General features: G+C 62.6%; 11 protein-coding genes. 6 read left to right on the plus strand and 5 right to left on the minus strand.

From position 1 onward, the window contains the following. Positions 1 to 83 precede the first annotated feature (83 nt). Complete coding sequence (locus AC1RMF_RS08850; protein ID WP_493141174.1) at positions 84 to 992, plus strand: LysR family transcriptional regulator; 909 nt, start codon at positions 84 to 86, stop codon at positions 990 to 992. Positions 993 to 1,022: 30 nt separating this feature from the next. Here AC1RMF_RS08850 and AC1RMF_RS08855 read toward each other — a convergent pair whose 3' ends face one another. Both AC1RMF_RS08855 and polA read right to left on the minus strand, forming a co-directional pair. Continuing rightward, the gene (locus AC1RMF_RS08855) at positions 1,023 to 1,838 is read right to left on the minus strand and encodes a ZIP family metal transporter (RefSeq protein WP_493141175.1); all 816 of its coding nucleotides are present in this window, start codon (positions 1,836 to 1,838) and stop codon (positions 1,023 to 1,025) included. A 25-nt stretch (positions 1,839 to 1,863) separates the two neighbouring features. Further along, a complete protein-coding gene (gene polA / locus AC1RMF_RS08860; RefSeq protein WP_493141176.1) occupies positions 1,864 to 4,686 on the minus strand; it encodes a DNA polymerase I in 2,823 nt (940 codons plus the stop codon). A 67-nt stretch (positions 4,687 to 4,753) separates the two neighbouring features. On the opposite strand from polA, the gene AC1RMF_RS08865 reads away from it, so the two are divergent. The 3 genes from AC1RMF_RS08865 to AC1RMF_RS08875 are packed head-to-tail and all read left to right on the plus strand — an operon-like array spanning position 4,754 to position 7,298. After that, positions 4,754 to 5,758 (plus strand): homoserine kinase, encoded by a 1,005-nt coding sequence (locus tag AC1RMF_RS08865; protein ID WP_342616930.1) that lies wholly within the window; start codon positions 4,754 to 4,756, stop codon positions 5,756 to 5,758. Continuing rightward, on the plus strand, positions 5,755 to 6,534 hold the full coding sequence (locus tag AC1RMF_RS08870) for a BPSS1780 family membrane protein (RefSeq protein WP_493141177.1): 780 nt from the start codon (positions 5,755 to 5,757) through the stop codon (positions 6,532 to 6,534). The genes AC1RMF_RS08865 and AC1RMF_RS08870 overlap by 4 nt, the downstream gene beginning before the upstream one ends. Beyond that, the gene (locus AC1RMF_RS08875; RefSeq protein ID WP_493141178.1) at positions 6,531 to 7,298 is read left to right on the plus strand and encodes a FecR family protein; all 768 of its coding nucleotides are present in this window, start codon (positions 6,531 to 6,533) and stop codon (positions 7,296 to 7,298) included. Before AC1RMF_RS08870 ends, AC1RMF_RS08875 begins: the two co-directional genes overlap by 4 nt. 1 nt (position 7,299) lies before the next feature. Here the strand turns inward: AC1RMF_RS08875 and AC1RMF_RS08880 are convergent, their stop codons facing one another. After that, positions 7,300 to 9,726, minus strand: coding sequence for a UvrD-helicase domain-containing protein (locus tag AC1RMF_RS08880; RefSeq protein ID WP_493141179.1), 2,427 nt, complete (start codon positions 9,724 to 9,726; stop codon positions 7,300 to 7,302). Positions 9,727 to 10,258: 532 nt separating this feature from the next. Between AC1RMF_RS08880 and AC1RMF_RS08885 the strand changes: the two genes are divergently transcribed. Beyond that, on the plus strand, positions 10,259 to 11,236 hold the full coding sequence (locus tag AC1RMF_RS08885; protein ID WP_493141180.1) for a GMP reductase: 978 nt from the start codon (positions 10,259 to 10,261) through the stop codon (positions 11,234 to 11,236). Between the two features lie 3 nt (positions 11,237 to 11,239). Further along, positions 11,240 to 12,109, plus strand: a complete 870-nt coding sequence (locus AC1RMF_RS08890) for an NAD(P)-dependent oxidoreductase (protein ID WP_493141181.1) — start codon at positions 11,240 to 11,242, stop codon at positions 12,107 to 12,109. 83 nt (positions 12,110 to 12,192) lie between these two features. On the opposite strand, the gene AC1RMF_RS08895 is transcribed toward AC1RMF_RS08890, so the two are convergent. Then, complete coding sequence (locus AC1RMF_RS08895; RefSeq protein ID WP_493141182.1) at positions 12,193 to 14,112, minus strand: DEAD/DEAH box helicase; 1,920 nt, start codon at positions 14,110 to 14,112, stop codon at positions 12,193 to 12,195. Between the two features lie 253 nt (positions 14,113 to 14,365). Then, positions 14,366 to 14,932 (minus strand): oligoribonuclease, encoded by a 567-nt coding sequence (gene orn / locus AC1RMF_RS08900; RefSeq protein ID WP_493141183.1) that lies wholly within the window; start codon positions 14,930 to 14,932, stop codon positions 14,366 to 14,368. Positions 14,933 to 14,957: the final 25 nt, after the last annotated feature.

The raw sequence follows: 14,957 nt of genomic DNA on the forward strand, positions 1-14,957 counted from the left end.
AACCATGCATTCAAAATGGATATAGTTTGTGCATGCCCACCCGCCCCTCACCTCCCTCACCGCCTTCCCAGGCAGGTGCTCCCATGTTGACGCACCGCCAGCTCAACATGTTTCGCACCGTGATGCTGCACGGCAATCTGAGCCGCGCCGCCGAGGCCACCAACTCCAGCCAACCCACGCTCAGCCGGGAGCTGGCGCGCCTGGAGCAGTTGCTGGGTTTCTCCCTGTTTGACCGCGTGCGCGGTCGCCTGCGCCCCACGGCCCGGGCACTGGCTCTGATGCAGGAAGTGGAGCGCTCCTTTGTGGGCCTGGACCAGATTGCCCAACGTGCACGCGAGCTACGCAGCTTCAGCAGCACCCGGCTGCGTCTGGCCTGCCTGCCGGCTCTGGCCCACGCGCTGGTTCCCCATGCGTTGCAGGCGCTGTCGCACACGGCTCCCGAGGCGCTGGTCAGCGTGCACCCCATGGAGTCCCCCTGGCTGGAACAGGCCCTGTCCGAGCAGCGCTTTGACCTGGGGCTGAGCGAGTCCGACGAAGCACCGGCAGGGGTGATCGGTTCGACCTTGTTGCAGGCCAATGAAGTGGCGGTGCTGCCCAGCGCCCACGCGCTATGCAGAAAAAGGCGGCTGCAACTGCAGGACTTTGAAGGCGAGCGGTTCATCAGCTTGGCGGCCAACGACCCCTATCGCCGCGCCATAGACAGCTTGTTCGCCGAGCAGGGCATTCAGCGCGCGCTCTACCTGGAAACCGAAAGCGCCGCCGCCGTGTGCGCCATGGTGCGCCAGGGTCTGGGTGTGGCCATTGTCAACCCCCTGACCGCGCTGGAGTGCACCGGCAACGGGCTGGAAGTCCGCCCCCTGGGTGCCAGCATCGCCTTCCAGATTCGTTTGTTGCTGCCGGAGATTGCTGCACCGCATCCGCTGCGTGATGCGCTGGCGCAGGCCCTGCAACAGGCTTGCAAATCACTGGGCTCCCACCTGCACGCCGACTGACTGCCTGCAGCGCACTGTGGCAACAAGGCCCTAGTGCGCGTGCTCGCCCACGCTGCTCAGTACCGCAACCAGCCCAATGCCCAGGGCCAGCCAGGCGATCTGTGCCGCCGTCTGGCGGGCGGACAAATGTTTTTGCAGTTGCGGAATCAGATCCGCCAGCGCCACGTAGATAAAGCTGCTACTGGCCAGCACCAGAAAGTACGGCAGGTAGGCATGCAGCTGGTCCACCAACCAGTACCCCACGACGCCCCCCAGCGCGGTGACGGCTCCGGCCAGCGAGACCTTGATGAGCGCTGCACGCTTGTTGGAGGTGCCGCCGCGCAGCACCATCAGGTCTCCCATATGGTGAGGCACCTCGTGCGCCAGCACGGCCAGCGAGGCAATCGCGCCCAGACGCAAGTCGGCGATAAAGGCCGACGCGATCAGCATGCCGTCGCCAAAGCAATGCACGCTGTCACCGGCCAGCACAGCCCAGCTTCCGCCCGTCGGGCCTGCATGCGCATGGTGGGCATGGTCGTGATCGTGGTGGGCGTGATCGGCATGGCCTTCCTGTGTCTGCGGGCCGTGGTGGTGCTCATGGCCGTGGTGCCATAGCTCCGCCTTGTCCAGCAGGAAGAAGAACACCAACCCCACCAGCAGGATCAGGAACAGGTCATGCGGCTCCAAGCCACTCTCGAACGCCTCCGGCAGCAAATGCATGAAGGCAGTGGACATCAGCGCCCCGGCCGCCAGGCTGAGCATGTGCTGGGTGTAGCGCGCCAACGCGCCAAAGCTCAGCAGGGCCGCCAGCCAGACGCTGCCGATACCGGCTGCCAGCGTGCCCAGCAAGATGGATAGGAAAGTCAAAAAATACCTCTCAAAGCAAACGCGCTCAGTGCGCCTTGTCCCAATTGGGGCCTACGCCCACTTCCGCAAGCAGCGGCACCTTGAGTTCGGCCACGCCCGCCATCAAGCGCGGGATTTCCAGCTTGAGCCAGTCGACCTCGGCTTCGGGCACTTCGAACACCAGTTCATCGTGCACCTGCATGATCATCAGCGTGCCGCGCTGCTCGGCATCCAGCACCTGTTGCACCTTGACCATGCTGAGCTTGATCAGGTCGGCGGCGGTACCTTGCATGGGCGCGTTGATGGCGGCGCGTTCGGCCCCGGCACGGCGCTGACCGTTGGGTGAGCCGATCTCAGGCAGATACAGGCGCCGGCCGAACACGGTCTGCACATAGCCCTTGGCCTTGGCCTCCTCGCGCGTGCGGTCCATGTAATCCTTGACGCCGGGATAGCGCTCGAAATAGCGCGTGATGTAGTTCTTGGCCGCGGTGTTGTCTATGCCCAGGTTGCGCGCCAGACCGTAAGCGCTCATGCCGTAGATCAGGCCGAAGTTGATCACCTTGGCGTAGCGGCGCTGCTCGCTGCTGACCTGCTCCACCGGCACCGAGAACACTTCTGCCGCCGTGGCGCGGTGCACGTCCAGCCCGTCCCGGAAGGCGCGCAACAAGGCTTCATCGCCACTGATGTGGGCCATGATGCGCAGCTCGATCTGGCTGTAGTCGGCACTGGCAATCACCTTGCCCGGACCGGCCACAAAGGCCTCGCGCACGCGGCGGCCTTCGGGTGTGCGGATGGGAATGTTCTGCAGGTTGGGGTCGTTGCTGGACAGGCGCCCGGTCACGGCCACCGCCTGCGCGTAGTGGGTGTGCACGCGGCCGGTACGCGGCAGCGCCAATTGGGCCAGTTTGTCGGTGTAGGTGCCCTTGAGCTTCGCCAGGCCGCGGTGCTCGAGCAGCTTAGCCGGTAGCGGAAAGTCCTCGGCCAGTTTTTCCAGCACCTCTTCATCGGTGCTGCGTGCACCGGTGGCCGTCTTCTTGACCACGGGCATGCCCAGCTTGTCGAAGAAGATTTCTGCCAGCTGCTTGGGGCTGCTGAGATTGAAGGGCTGGCCGGCGATGGCATAGGCCTCGGTTTCCAGTTGCAGGATGCGCTGGCCCAGGGCATGGCTTTGCGCTGCCAGCGTAGGTGCGTCAATCAGCACGCCGTTGCGCTCAATGCGGTAGAGCGCCTCACTGCTGTCGATTTCGAGCTGGTAGATGAAGGAGAGTCCCGCATCGGCCTGCAGCTGCGGCCACAGTAGGGCATGCACATCCAGCGTCATCTCGGCATCTTCACAGGCGTATTCAGACGCCTTGGCCACGTCCACCTGGTTCATGGTGATCTGGTTCACGCCCTTGCCGCACAGCTCCTCGAAGCTGATGCCGCTACGGCCCAAAAAGCGTTCACCCAGGCTACCGAGTCCGTGCGGCTTGTGCACTTCGAGCACATAGCTCTGCAGCATGGTGTCGTGCGCATAGCCCTGCACCTCGATGCCGTGGTTGGCAAACACGTGGCGGTCGTACTTGATGTGCTGACCCAGCTTGCGCGCGGCAGGGTTTTCCAGCCAGGGCTTGAGCCTCGCCAATACCTCGTCACGCGGCAATTGCGCGGGCGCGCCGGGATAGTTGTGCGCCAACGGAATGTAGGCCGCTTCACCGGACTTCACGCTGAAGCTGATGCCCACGATTTCCGCGCGCATTTCATCCAGGGAATTGGTTTCGGTATCCAGCGCCGTGAGTTCGGCTGCGCTGATTTTGGCCAGCAAGGCCTCGAATGCGTCCCAGGCCAGGATGGTCTCGTAGAGGGTCGATCCATCCCGGGTGCGCGCAACCGCGGCAGGCGCAGGCTGAGGCTCATCAAAAAGGCCCGGATTGGCATTCGGCGCAGTGCTGCCGGACGGCTTGCCGGCTGCGGAGCCATTCTGCGCATCAGCGGATGCCGCCACGCCCAGCGACTTGGCCAGGCCCTTGAAGCCGTACTTGTCGCAAAACGCCAGCAGCGCGGTGGAGTCCTGCTGCCCGACCACCAGCGAATCCAGCGCCGGCAAGGAGGGAATGACGTCCTGCAGTTCGCAGTCGGTCTTGATGGTCAGCAGCGTGCGCCCGGTGGGCAGCCAGTCCAGCGCGTTGCGCAGGTTCTCACCCACCACGCCCTTGATGTTTGCAGCGTTGTCCACCACGGCCTGCAGCGAGCCGTATTCCTGCAGCCATTTGACCGCGGTCTTGGGGCCCACCTTGGGCACGCCGGGCACGTTGTCCACGGTATCGCCGATCAGCGTCTGGTAGTCCAGCATCAGGCGCGCGGGCACGCCGAACTCGGCTTCCACGCCGGCCAGATCCCGGCGTTTGCCGTTCATGGTGTCGATGATGGTGATGTGTTCATTGACCAGTTGGGCCAGATCCTTGTCACCGCTGCTCACCACCACTTCGATGCCCTGGTTGGCCGCAGTGACGGCCAGGGTACCAATTACGTCGTCGGCCTCCACGCCCGGCACATCCAGCACCGTCCAGCCCAGCAGGCGCACCACCTCGTGGATCGGGGCGATCTGGCTGCGCAGTTCATCGGGCATGGGGTCGCGATGCGCCTTGTACTCAGGGTAGATGGCGTCGCGGAAGGTCGGGCCCTTGGCATCGAATACGCAGGCCACATACTCGGCGTGCACTTCCTTGCGCAGCGACTGCATCATGTTGATCATGATGCGGATGGCACCGGTCTTTTGCACGCTGCCATCGGGCAGGGTGATCTTCATATCCCCGCCTCCGGCAAAGAAGGCACGGTACAGGTAGCTGGAACCGTCTACCAGCAGCAGGGTTTTCTTGGATTCGCTCATGGCAGCATTTTGCCTGTGCTGTGCCCAAGCCGTCCGGGGTCTTCGGGGCGGGCCCTACAATTCGGGCATGGCGGTATATACAGAGGTCTCCTTCGACGAGGCCAGCACTTTTCTTCAGTCTCTTGGCTTGGGCACACTTCAGAACATGGAGGGCTGTGCCGGCGGCATTGAGAACACCAATTACTTTGTCACCACGGACCAGGCGCCTTATGTTCTGACACTGTTCGAGCGGCTGACGGCAGAGCAATTGCCCTTCTACCTGCGCCTGATGAAGCATCTGGCCGTGCATGGCATTCCGGTGCCCGACCCCGCAGCCAACCGCGACGGAGACGTGCTGCATGCGCTCAATGGCAAGCCGGCTGCCGTGGTCAATCTGCTCCAGGGCAAAAGCGAACTCAACCCCACTGCCGCCCATTGCACCGCGCTGGGTGAAGTGCTGGCACGCATGCATCTGGCCGGCAAGTCGTTTGAAATGAAACAGCCCAATCTGCGCGGGCTGGACTGGTGGAACGAGACCGTGCCTGTGGTGCTGCCGTTTCTGGACGAGGCACAGTCCACCCTGATCCGCAGCGAGTTGGCCTACCAGAACCATGTCGCGGCGCAATCGACCTACAACGCACTGCCGCGTGGCCCTATCCATGCCGACCTGTTCCGCGACAACGCCATGTTTGCCCAGGACCTGCCGGCAGGCCAAAGCCCGCAGCTGACCGGCATTTTTGATTTCTATTTTGCCGGCGTGGACACCTGGTTGTTTGACATCGCTGTGTGCCTGAACGACTGGTGCGTGGACATTGCCACGGGCCGCGCCGACCTGGATCGCAGCCGCGCCCTGATACAGGCCTATGAAACGGTGCGCCCCCTGACGGCGCAGGAACGCGAGCTGCTGCCCGCACTGACCCGTGCCGGCGCCCTGCGCTTCTGGCTCTCACGCCTGTGGGATCTGCATCTGCCACGTGAAGCCGCCATGCTCAAACCCCATGACCCGGCGCAATTCGAGCGCGTGCTGCGCGAGCGCATTGCGGCGCCTTTGAATCTGGCCTCCCTGTTCGCCGTGGAGCAGGTTGCTGCATGAAGCTCAATATCGTTCCGGCCAAGACGGGCGTGCTGTGGTTCAAGCTGGGCATACGCACCTTTTTCAAGAAGCCGATCGCACTCCTGGGCCTGTTCTTCATGTTCATGGCGGCCATGTCGGTGTTGAGCCTGGTGCCCGTGCTGGGCAATGTGCTGGCGCTGGCCTTGCTGCCAGGCGCCACGCTGGGCCTGATGGCCGCCACCCGTGAAGCAAGCCAGAGCAAGTTCCCCATGCCCAAGGTGCTTCTGAGCGGCTTCAGCGCCGGACGCCAGCAACTCAAGGCCATGCTGGTACTAGGCCTGTTGTACGCGGCCGGTTTTCTGCTGGTGCTGGCCATTTCCGCAACTGTGGATGGTGGCAAGTTTGCCCGCCTCTATCTGTTTGGCGGCAGCATGACCACGGACACCGTGCTCGCCGGTGATTTCCAGGGCGCCGTCATGCTGGCCATGGTGCTGTACATGCCGCTCTCCCTGCTGTTCTGGCACGCGCCGGCGCTGGTGCACTGGCATGGTGTGTCGCCGGTCAAGAGCCTGTTCTTCAGCATGATCGCCTGCGTGCGCAATTTCTGGGCCTTCACGGTGTACAGCCTGGTGTGGCTGGGAGCGTTTCTGGCAATGGGCATGGTGGTGGCCATCATTGCCGGGCTGACCGGCAGCCCCGAGCTGGTGTCCGGCTTCATCTTCCCGGCGGCCATGGTGATGGCAGCCATGTTCTTCACCTCGATCTACTTCAGCTTCCAGGACTGCTTTCTGGACGACACCGGAGAAGCCGCATGACGCAACACCAGCTTTCGGGACGGACAGACACTGAACTGCTCTGGTTTCAACGGCGCAGCTTTCTGCAGACGGCTGCAGCGTGGACGGCCATGGGCGGCTCCCTGGCTGCCCAAGCGCAATCCCGCAGCAACATCGTGGAGCTGCGCGGTGATGCCACGCTCAATGGCGAGCGATTGACTCCCACCCACACCATTCAAACCGGTGACACCATTGCCACCGGCCCCGGCTCCACGGTGATTTTTGTGCTGGGCAATTCCGCCTTCCATGTGCGGCAGAACAGCATGCTGACCATGGAGCGCGGCGCCTCCTTGCTGGCGGTTAGCGTGTTGCGTTTGTTGACCGGCGCCGTGGTGAGCGTATGGGGCAAGGGCAATCGGCGCCTGATCGTCACCCCGACGATTACGGCCGGAATCCGTGGTACTGGCACCTATACCGAAATATTCGCCGAGCAAAATGGACGCAGCTACCTGTGCAACTGCTACGGCGAAGTGGATGTGAAGGCAGGCGATGACCAGTTGATCAGCCGCTCCAGCTACCACCAGTCCTTCTGGGGCGAGGTGTCCCCCAAGGGAGGCCACATGCTGACCGCCGCCGGCGCCTTCAACCATACCGATGAAGAACTGGAATACCTGGCCCGCCTGGCTGGCCAGCAGACTGCCTGGCAGATTGCCGGCCACAAGGGCGTGAAGGACGGCAAGGGCTATATGGAAGACAAGCCGGGACAGATGAACCCGGCCGACATGCTCGGCAAGTCCGGTACCTGAGTCAGGGCACCGGCGTCAGCTTGGCCACGCTGAGTGCCAGCCACTTGGTGCCGTGGCGCGGAAAGTTGATCTGTGCGCGGGCATCATCGCCAGTGCCCTCCAGCGTCAGCACCGTGCCCTCGCCGAACTTGGCGTGAAACACCTTTTGCTTGACCTTCAAGCCGTGGGCCGGCTCTTCCTTGCGCACGATTTCGCGCTCCACCCGTACGCTGCCACCCGCCGGATAGCGGGTTGAGTCAAAGCCCTGGTGCGTGTAAGCAGAGGCACCTTGCCAGCCTCTGCTGCCTCCACCGGAGGAACCGGGAATGACTGCCTGGTGCTTGGGCGTGAGCCACTTGAGAGCTTCCTCGGGCAGTTCATCGAAGAAGCGGCTTTTCAGGTTGTAGCGGGTCTGACCATGCAGCATGCGCGTCTGCGAATGGCTGAGGTACAGCCGCTTGCGCGCACGCGTGATGGCCACGTACATCAGGCGACGTTCCTCTTCCAGCCCATCGCGGTCACTCATGGAGTTCTCATGCGGGAACAGGCCCTCTTCCATGCCGGTGATGAACACACAGTCGAACTCCAGCCCTTTGGCCGAATGCACCGTCATCAACTGGATCGCGTCCTGTCCGGCTTGGGCCATGTTGTCCCCCGCCTCCAGCGCGGCGTGGGTGAGGAAGGCAGCCAGTGGGGATAGCGTTTCGCCGGTATCGCCAAACTCTGGTTCTTCGGGTGCGGCTGCGGCAAGCGCTTCGTCACCGTCCAGCCCCTGGCTGGCCGGGCTTTGGCTGAGCAGGCTGTCGCTCATGCCGGGCTTGCGGGTCAGGCCCAGCGCATCGCGGCCAAAGCCTTCCTGCATCACAAAGCTCTCGGCGGCGTTAACCAGTTCCTCCAGGTTTTCCACCCGGTCGGCGCCTTCGCGCTCGGCCCGGTAATGCGCCAGCAGACCGCTGTCTTCGAGCATGACGGAGATGATGTCGCGCAGGTTCATGCCGCTGGTCTGCTCGCGCAGCACATCGATCTTGGCCACAAAGCCGGCAATCGCCGCACCGGCACGACCGGTCAGTGTGCTCACCGCGTCGTGCAAGGAGCACCCCGTGGCCTTGGCAATGTCCTGCAGCTGCTCGATGCTGCGCGCGCCAATGCCACGCGCCGGAAAATTCACCACGCGCATGAAGCTGGTGTCGTCGTTGGGGTTCTCCAGCAAGCGCAGATAGGCCAGCGCATGCTTGATTTCAGCCCGCTCGAAAAAGCGCAATCCGCCATACACCCGGTAGGGCATGCCGCTGTTGAACAGCGCAGTTTCAATCACACGGCTTTGCGCATTGGAGCGGTACAGCACCGCAATCTCCTTGCGCTCGTAGTCGTCACGGATGAGCTGCTTCATCTCGTCGACCATCCACTGCGCCTCGGCAAAGTCCGTGGGCGCCTCGTACACCCGCACCGGCTCACCAGGGCCCTGCTCGGTGCGCAGGTTCTTGCCCAGGCGGTTGCCGTTGTTGCTGATCAGCGCGTTGGCTGAGTCCAGGATGTTGCTGTAACTGCGGTAGTTCTGCTCCAGCTTGATCTGGTGCTGCACGTTGAACTCACGCACAAAGTCCGCCATGTTGCCCACGCGCGCACCGCGAAAGGCATAGATGCTCTGGTCGTCATCGCCCACCGCCAGCACGGCGCCGCCGGGCGTATCGGGCGAGCCGTCGGCGCCCTGCCCGGCCAGCATCTTGATCCAGGCGTATTGCAGGCGGTTGGTGTCCTGGAACTCATCGATCAGGATGTGGCGAAAGCGACGCTGGTAGTGCTCGCGGATGGGGTCGTTGTCGCGCAGCAGCTCGTACGAACGCAGCATGAGTTCGCCAAAGTCCACCACGCCCTCGCGCTGGCACCGCTCTTCGTAGAGCTGGTAGATCTCCACCTTGCGCCGGGTGTCCTCGTCGCGCACTTCCACATTGGCCGGACGCAAACCGTCTTCCTTGCAGCCCGAGATGAACCACTGCAACTGCTTGGGCGGAAAGCGCTCGTCGTCGATGTTGTATTGCTTGCACAGCCGCTTGATGGCTGAAAGCTGGTCCTGCGTGTCCAGGATCTGGAAGGTCTGCGGCAGGTTGGCCATCTTGAAGTGCGAGCGCAGAAAGCGGTTGCACAGGCCGTGGAAGGTGCCTATCCACATGCCATGCACATTGATGGGCAGCATGCTGGTCAGACGCGTCATCATTTCCTTGGCGGCCTTGTTGGTAAAGGTCACCGCCATGATGCCGCCGGGCGACACGTAGCCGTTTTGCAGCAGCCAGGCGATGCGCGTGGTGAGCACCCGCGTCTTGCCAGAGCCCGCCCCGGCCAGGATCAGGGCGTGCTCGGCAGGCAGGGTGACGGCGGCGCGCTGTTCCGGGTTGAGGGTGTTGAGCAGCGGGGATTGGCTGGGGTCGGCGTGTTGTGTGAACAGGGACATGGGGTGATTGTAGGAAGTGGCGGGGTGCGGTCTCTTTGTCATTACTTCTTTGGTACGCGTTGCGGTTTATGGCGACGGTGGTTGGCTGGCAGGGCAAGGGGGTATGGGGCGGCCTCATACGGCGGGTACGCCCAAATCGGCCGCCCCATACCCCCTTGCCCTGCGTGGTGCGTGGTGGTTGCGAAAAAGCAATTACCACCAGGCTTGCTATTTGGCTGCTCTTGTCTCCAAACCATTCCGTCACTATTCGCCGGGGGTGGGTATGCCGGGGGCCGATTTGGGCGTACCCGCCGTATGAGGCCCCCGGCATACCCACCCCCGGCGAGCCACCCGTTACTTGAGGCGAAGCAAACCCACCCAACTTAAGAAAAACCTAATAAACAGCAGAACGCCCCCGTTATGACGCCACAGACAACCAAAGGGTAGAATCAAGCACCGGGCCCAAGCAATTGGGAGCCGGTATTTTTTTGCCTGCTCCGTTCCAAGCGCCCATCGTTTGAAACTTGAATGTCTTTTGACAGGAGCTTGGACAATGGAAATTTTTGACTACGACCACATCCTTCTGCTGCCACGCAAATGCCGCGTGGAAAGCCGATCCGAATGCGATGCCAGTGTGGAGCTGGGTGGACGCAAATTCCGCCTGCCGGTCGTGCCAGCCAACATGAAGACCGTGATCGACGAATCCATTTGCGAATGGATGGCGCAAAACGGTTACTTCTACGTGATGCACCGGTTTGACCTGGACAATGTGATCTTCACCTCCAACATGCATTCCAAGGGGCTGTATGCGTCCATCTCCCTGGGCGTCAAGCAGCCCGATTACCACACAGTGGACCAACTGGTGGCCAAAGGTCTGGCGCCCGAGTACATCACCATCGACATCGCCCACGGCCATGCCGACAGCGTGAAGAACATGATTGCCTACCTGAAGCAAAAGCTGCCCACGAGCTTCATCATCGCGGGCAACGTCGCAACACCCGAAGCCGTGATCGACCTGGAGAACTGGGGCGCCGACGCCACCAAGGTCGGCGTGGGCCCCGGCAAGGTGTGCATCACCAAGCTCAAGACTGGTTTTGGTACCGGCGGCTGGCAGCTCAGCGCGCTCAAGTGGTGTGCCCGCGTGGCCACCAAACCGATCGTGGCGGACGGCGGCATTCGCAGCCACGGTGACATTGCCAAGAGCATCCGCTTTGGCGCATCCATGGTGATGATCGGCTCGCTGTTTGCCGGGCACGAAGAGTCGCCGGGTAAGACGGTGGAAGTGGACGGCGAGCTGTTCAAGGAATATTACGGCTCGGCCTCCGACTTCAACAAGGGCGAGTACAAGCATGTGGAAGGCAAGCGCATTCTGGAGCCCATCAAGGGCAAGCTGGCCGACACGCTCATCGAGATGGAGCAGGACGTGCAGAGCTCCATCAGCTACGCCGGTGGCCTCAAGCTGATGGACATCCGCAAGGTCAACTACGTCACGCTGGGTGGTGACAACGCCGGCGAACATCTGTTGATGTAGGCCATGCGCGTCGCCTTTCTGGGAATCGGGCTCATGGGCTTCCCCATGGCCCGCCGCCTGTGCGAAGCGGGACACAGTGTGCGCGTATGGAATCGCAGCATCGACAAGGCGCAGCGCCTGCTGCCTTTCGGGGCCACCGTGTGCGCCAGCGCGCCTGAGGCGGTGCAAGGCGCCGAATATGTCGTCACCATGCTGGACAACGGCCCGGTGGTCGCCCAGGTGCTTTTCGATGCAGGTACCGCCGCTGCCATGCAGGCGGGCGCCTTGGTGGTCGACATGTCCTCCATCAAACCGGCCGAAGCGCGTGACCATGCGCAGCGTCTGCAGGCCATGGGCCTGCGCCACCTGGATGCGCCCGTCTCCGGCGGCACCATCGGTGCCGAGCAAGGCACGCTGGCCATCATGGCCGGCGGCAATCTGCAAGACTTTGAGGCAGCTAGGGAATTGCTGACCGTGCTGGGTCGCCCCACGCTGGTTGGCCCGCATGGATGTGGGCAACTCGCCAAACTGGCGAACCAGATGATTGTGGGCATCACCATTGGTGCCGTTGCCGAAGCACTGCTGTTGTGTGAAAAAGGTGGTGCCGACATGGCCCAGGTCAAGGCGGCCATCACCGGTGGCTTTGCCGATAGCCGGATTCTGCAAGTGCATGGTCAACGCATGGTGGAGCGGGACTTCACCGCCCGCGCACGCCTGACGGTGCAGCTCAAGGACATGCGCAACGCGCTGGGCACTGCGTCCGAACTGGGCTTCGACGCACCCATCACGGCGGCGCTGGAACAGCTGTATGCCGATGGCGTTGCGCATGGCGACGCCGACATGGACCAGTCGGCCTTATTCGTGGAGCTGGCGCGGCGCAACGCCATGCAATAAGGCCTTGGACAGAACGCTTTCGCGTTCCGCGCAAGGCCTTGGTTTTCTCAGCGCCCGCAGCAGGTGCAGGCACTCATCAACGATCAGTCGAAGTTGCGGCTGGGGCGCTTCTTGGCGTCGCGGGGAACGAACACCTTGCCACCATTGCCGGGCTTGGCAAAACCAGGCTTGCGGTCACCGCGTGGTGCACCGAAGTCACCACGGGGAGCGCCAAAGTCTTTGCGAGGACCAAAGTCGCCGCGGGGTGCTGCGTCGCCACGCGGCGCGAAATCACCACGGGGAGCAAAGTCACCGCGAGGTGCCGCATCACGCGGTGCGAAGTCGCCGCGGGGCGCGCCCTGTCCGCCAGCAAAGCGGTCGTTGAAACCACCCTTGCGCTCGTAGCTGAAGCCTTCACGGGCTGCACCGCTGTAGTCGCGCTTGCCTGCGCCGCCCTTGTCGGCAAAGCCACCGCCCTGTCCGCCACCGAAGCCACCGCGGTTGCCACCGCCGAAGCCGCCTTCACGCGGGCCGCCGAACTTGCGTTCACGAGGTTGGAAGTCACCGCCACGACCACGGCCACCGAAGGCAGGGCGCTCTTGCGGCATGCGTTGCTGGGGTTCCAGGCCGGGCACCACTTCCGCCTTGATGGGCTGGCGGGTGTAAGCCTCGATGTCAAAAATCTTGCGGCGGTCACGCATTTCAGCAAAGGTGATGGCCAGGCCGTCACGACCGGCACGGCCGGTACGACCGATGCGGTGGGTGTAGTCTTCTGCCTTCATGGGCAGGCCGAAATTGAACACGTGGCTGATGGTGGGCACGTCAATACCACGCGCGGCCACGTCGGTTGCCACCAGGATTTGCACCTGGCCTTGGCGCAGCGCCATCAGGCGACGATTGCGCAGACCTTGGCTGAGCGCACCGTGCAACGCCACCGCGGAGAAGCCGTCTTGTTGCAGGTCGTTGGCCAAGCCGTCGCACTCGATCTGGGTGCTGGCAAACACGATGGCCTGGTTGATGCTGGTGTCGCGCAGCCAGTGGTCCAGCAGCTTGCGCTTGTGCTGTGCGTTGTCAGCCCAGAAGATGGACTGCTTGATGTTGACGTGCTTCTCTTGCGGGTTGTCGATGGTCACGCGCTGGGGTTCGCGCATCACGCGGGTGGCCAGCTGCTGGATGCGCGGCGCAAAGGTCGCGCTGAACATCATGGTCTGCTTGCGCTGGATGGTGAGCTGGTTGATTTCAGCCAGATCATCGGAGAAGCCCAGATCCAGCATGCGGTCGGCTTCGTCCACCACCAGGAACTGCACCTGGTCGAGCTTGATTTGCATGGAGCGTTGCAGGTCCAGCAAACGTCCCGGCGTAGCAACCACCAAGTCTGCGTTTTGCAGCTTGGCAATTTGCAACTGGTAGGGCATGCCGCCCACGATGTTGGCAATGCGCAGGCCGCGGCAATGCTTGACCAGATCGATGGCGTCATGCGCCACCTGCTGGGCCAGTTCGCGGGTCGGGCATACGACCAGGGCGCCGGGTGTGGCGGCCTTGAAGTTGCGAGGGTTGGTGGGGTCCTTGCGCTTGGCGCGCTTAGGAGGAGCTTCGCCCTTGGCCACGGCATCGGCGCAAGCGGCTTCGTATTCGGCGCGCTCGGCGGCCTCGGCGGCGGCTTGCTGGGCCAGCAAGGTGTGCAGCACGGGCAACAGGAAGGCGGCGGTCTTGCCGCTACCAGTCTGGCTGGAAACCATCAGGTCGACATAGCCATCCTTCTGGCCTTCCTTGGTGGTTGGCAATGCCAGGGGGATGGCCTTGATCTGCACCGTGGTGGGCTGGGTGTAGCCCAGGTCCTTCACAGCCATCACGAGTTCACGGGCCAGGCCCAGCTCGACGAAGCCGTTGGGAGCTTCGGGTGCATCGGGCTGCACGGCAGCGGAGGTTTCAGCTGCGGATGTGGCTTCAACAGCGGTATCCAGGGAGTTGGAAAAATTTTCGGCAGGCGCGAATTCGCCTGTCACTTCAAAAGCGTCAGTCATGGTTTTCTCTCACGCGAGCGCCGCAGGATATGCGGCTGCCCCGTCAATGGTTAAAAAACATCAACCATCAAACGGAACCTGCTCTGACCCGCAACGGGGTTCTCAGTGCTTGGGCCCCAAGTTATCTGGGGCCGGTGAATGAAGGGAGATGTGCAAAAGGCTACTGTTTGTAGCGCAGCCTGCGATTATGACATGAATTCGGGTTTCTACCTAATCGCAGTCTGTACTCCGCATCATTGGCTGCGCATGCCGATCAGATCTTGAGGAAGTGCTCGCGGTAATGCATCAGCTCGTCGATGGACTCGTGCACGTCGGCCAGCGCGGTGTGGCGCTGTTGCTTCTTGAACGATGCATAGACCTCAGGCTTCCAGCGCTTGGCCAATTCCTTGAGGGTGCTCACATCCAGGTTGCGGTAGTGGAAGAACGCGTCCAGCTTGGGCATGTACTTGACCAGAAAACGCCGGTCCTGGCTGATGGTGTTGCCACACATGGGAGAGCCATTGGCCGGCACATACTGGCTCACAAACGCCAACAATGCTGCCTCAGCCTCGGCCTCTGTCGTGGTGGATGCCTTGACCTTGTCGATCAGGCCGCTCTTGCCGTGGGTGCCCTTGTTCCAGGCGTCCATCAGGTCGAGCTGGGCGTCGCTCTGGTGTATGACGTACACCGGTGCCTCCACACGCACCGCCAGGTCCGGACTGGTGACGATCACCGCGATTTCAATGATGCGGTCGTGGTCTGGCTCCAGGCCGGTCATCTCGCAGTCGAGCCAGATCAGGTTCTTGTCGGATTTGCTTAAAGGGGTGTTGGTATCAGCCATGCCGCCATTGTCGCCGATGACCTAA

Source organism: Rhodoferax sp. GW822-FHT04A08 (genome assembly GCF_058801025.1).

Excerpts from the sequence above, each read along its gene's own strand:
- orn (WP_493141183.1), bottom strand. The coding sequence starts at position 14,932 with ATGGCTGATACCAACACCCCTTTAAGCAAATCCGACAAGAACCTGATC.
- AC1RMF_RS08890 (WP_493141181.1), top strand. The coding sequence starts at position 11,240 with ATGCGCGTCGCCTTTCTGGGAATCGGGCTCATGGGCTTCCCCATGGCC.
- AC1RMF_RS08870 (WP_493141177.1), top strand. The coding sequence starts at position 5,755 with ATGAAGCTCAATATCGTTCCGGCCAAGACGGGCGTGCTGTGGTTCAAG.
- AC1RMF_RS08850 (WP_493141174.1), top strand. The coding sequence starts at position 84 with ATGTTGACGCACCGCCAGCTCAACATGTTTCGCACCGTGATGCTGCAC.
- AC1RMF_RS08880 (WP_493141179.1), bottom strand. The coding sequence starts at position 9,726 with ATGTCCCTGTTCACACAACACGCCGACCCCAGCCAATCCCCGCTGCTC.
- AC1RMF_RS08885 (WP_493141180.1), top strand. The coding sequence starts at position 10,259 with ATGGAAATTTTTGACTACGACCACATCCTTCTGCTGCCACGCAAATGC.
- polA (WP_493141176.1), bottom strand. The coding sequence starts at position 4,686 with ATGAGCGAATCCAAGAAAACCCTGCTGCTGGTAGACGGTTCCAGCTAC.
- AC1RMF_RS08865 (WP_342616930.1), top strand. The coding sequence starts at position 4,754 with ATGGCGGTATATACAGAGGTCTCCTTCGACGAGGCCAGCACTTTTCTT.
- AC1RMF_RS08875 (WP_493141178.1), top strand. The coding sequence starts at position 6,531 with ATGACGCAACACCAGCTTTCGGGACGGACAGACACTGAACTGCTCTGG.
- AC1RMF_RS08895 (WP_493141182.1), bottom strand. The coding sequence starts at position 14,112 with ATGACTGACGCTTTTGAAGTGACAGGCGAATTCGCGCCTGCCGAAAAT.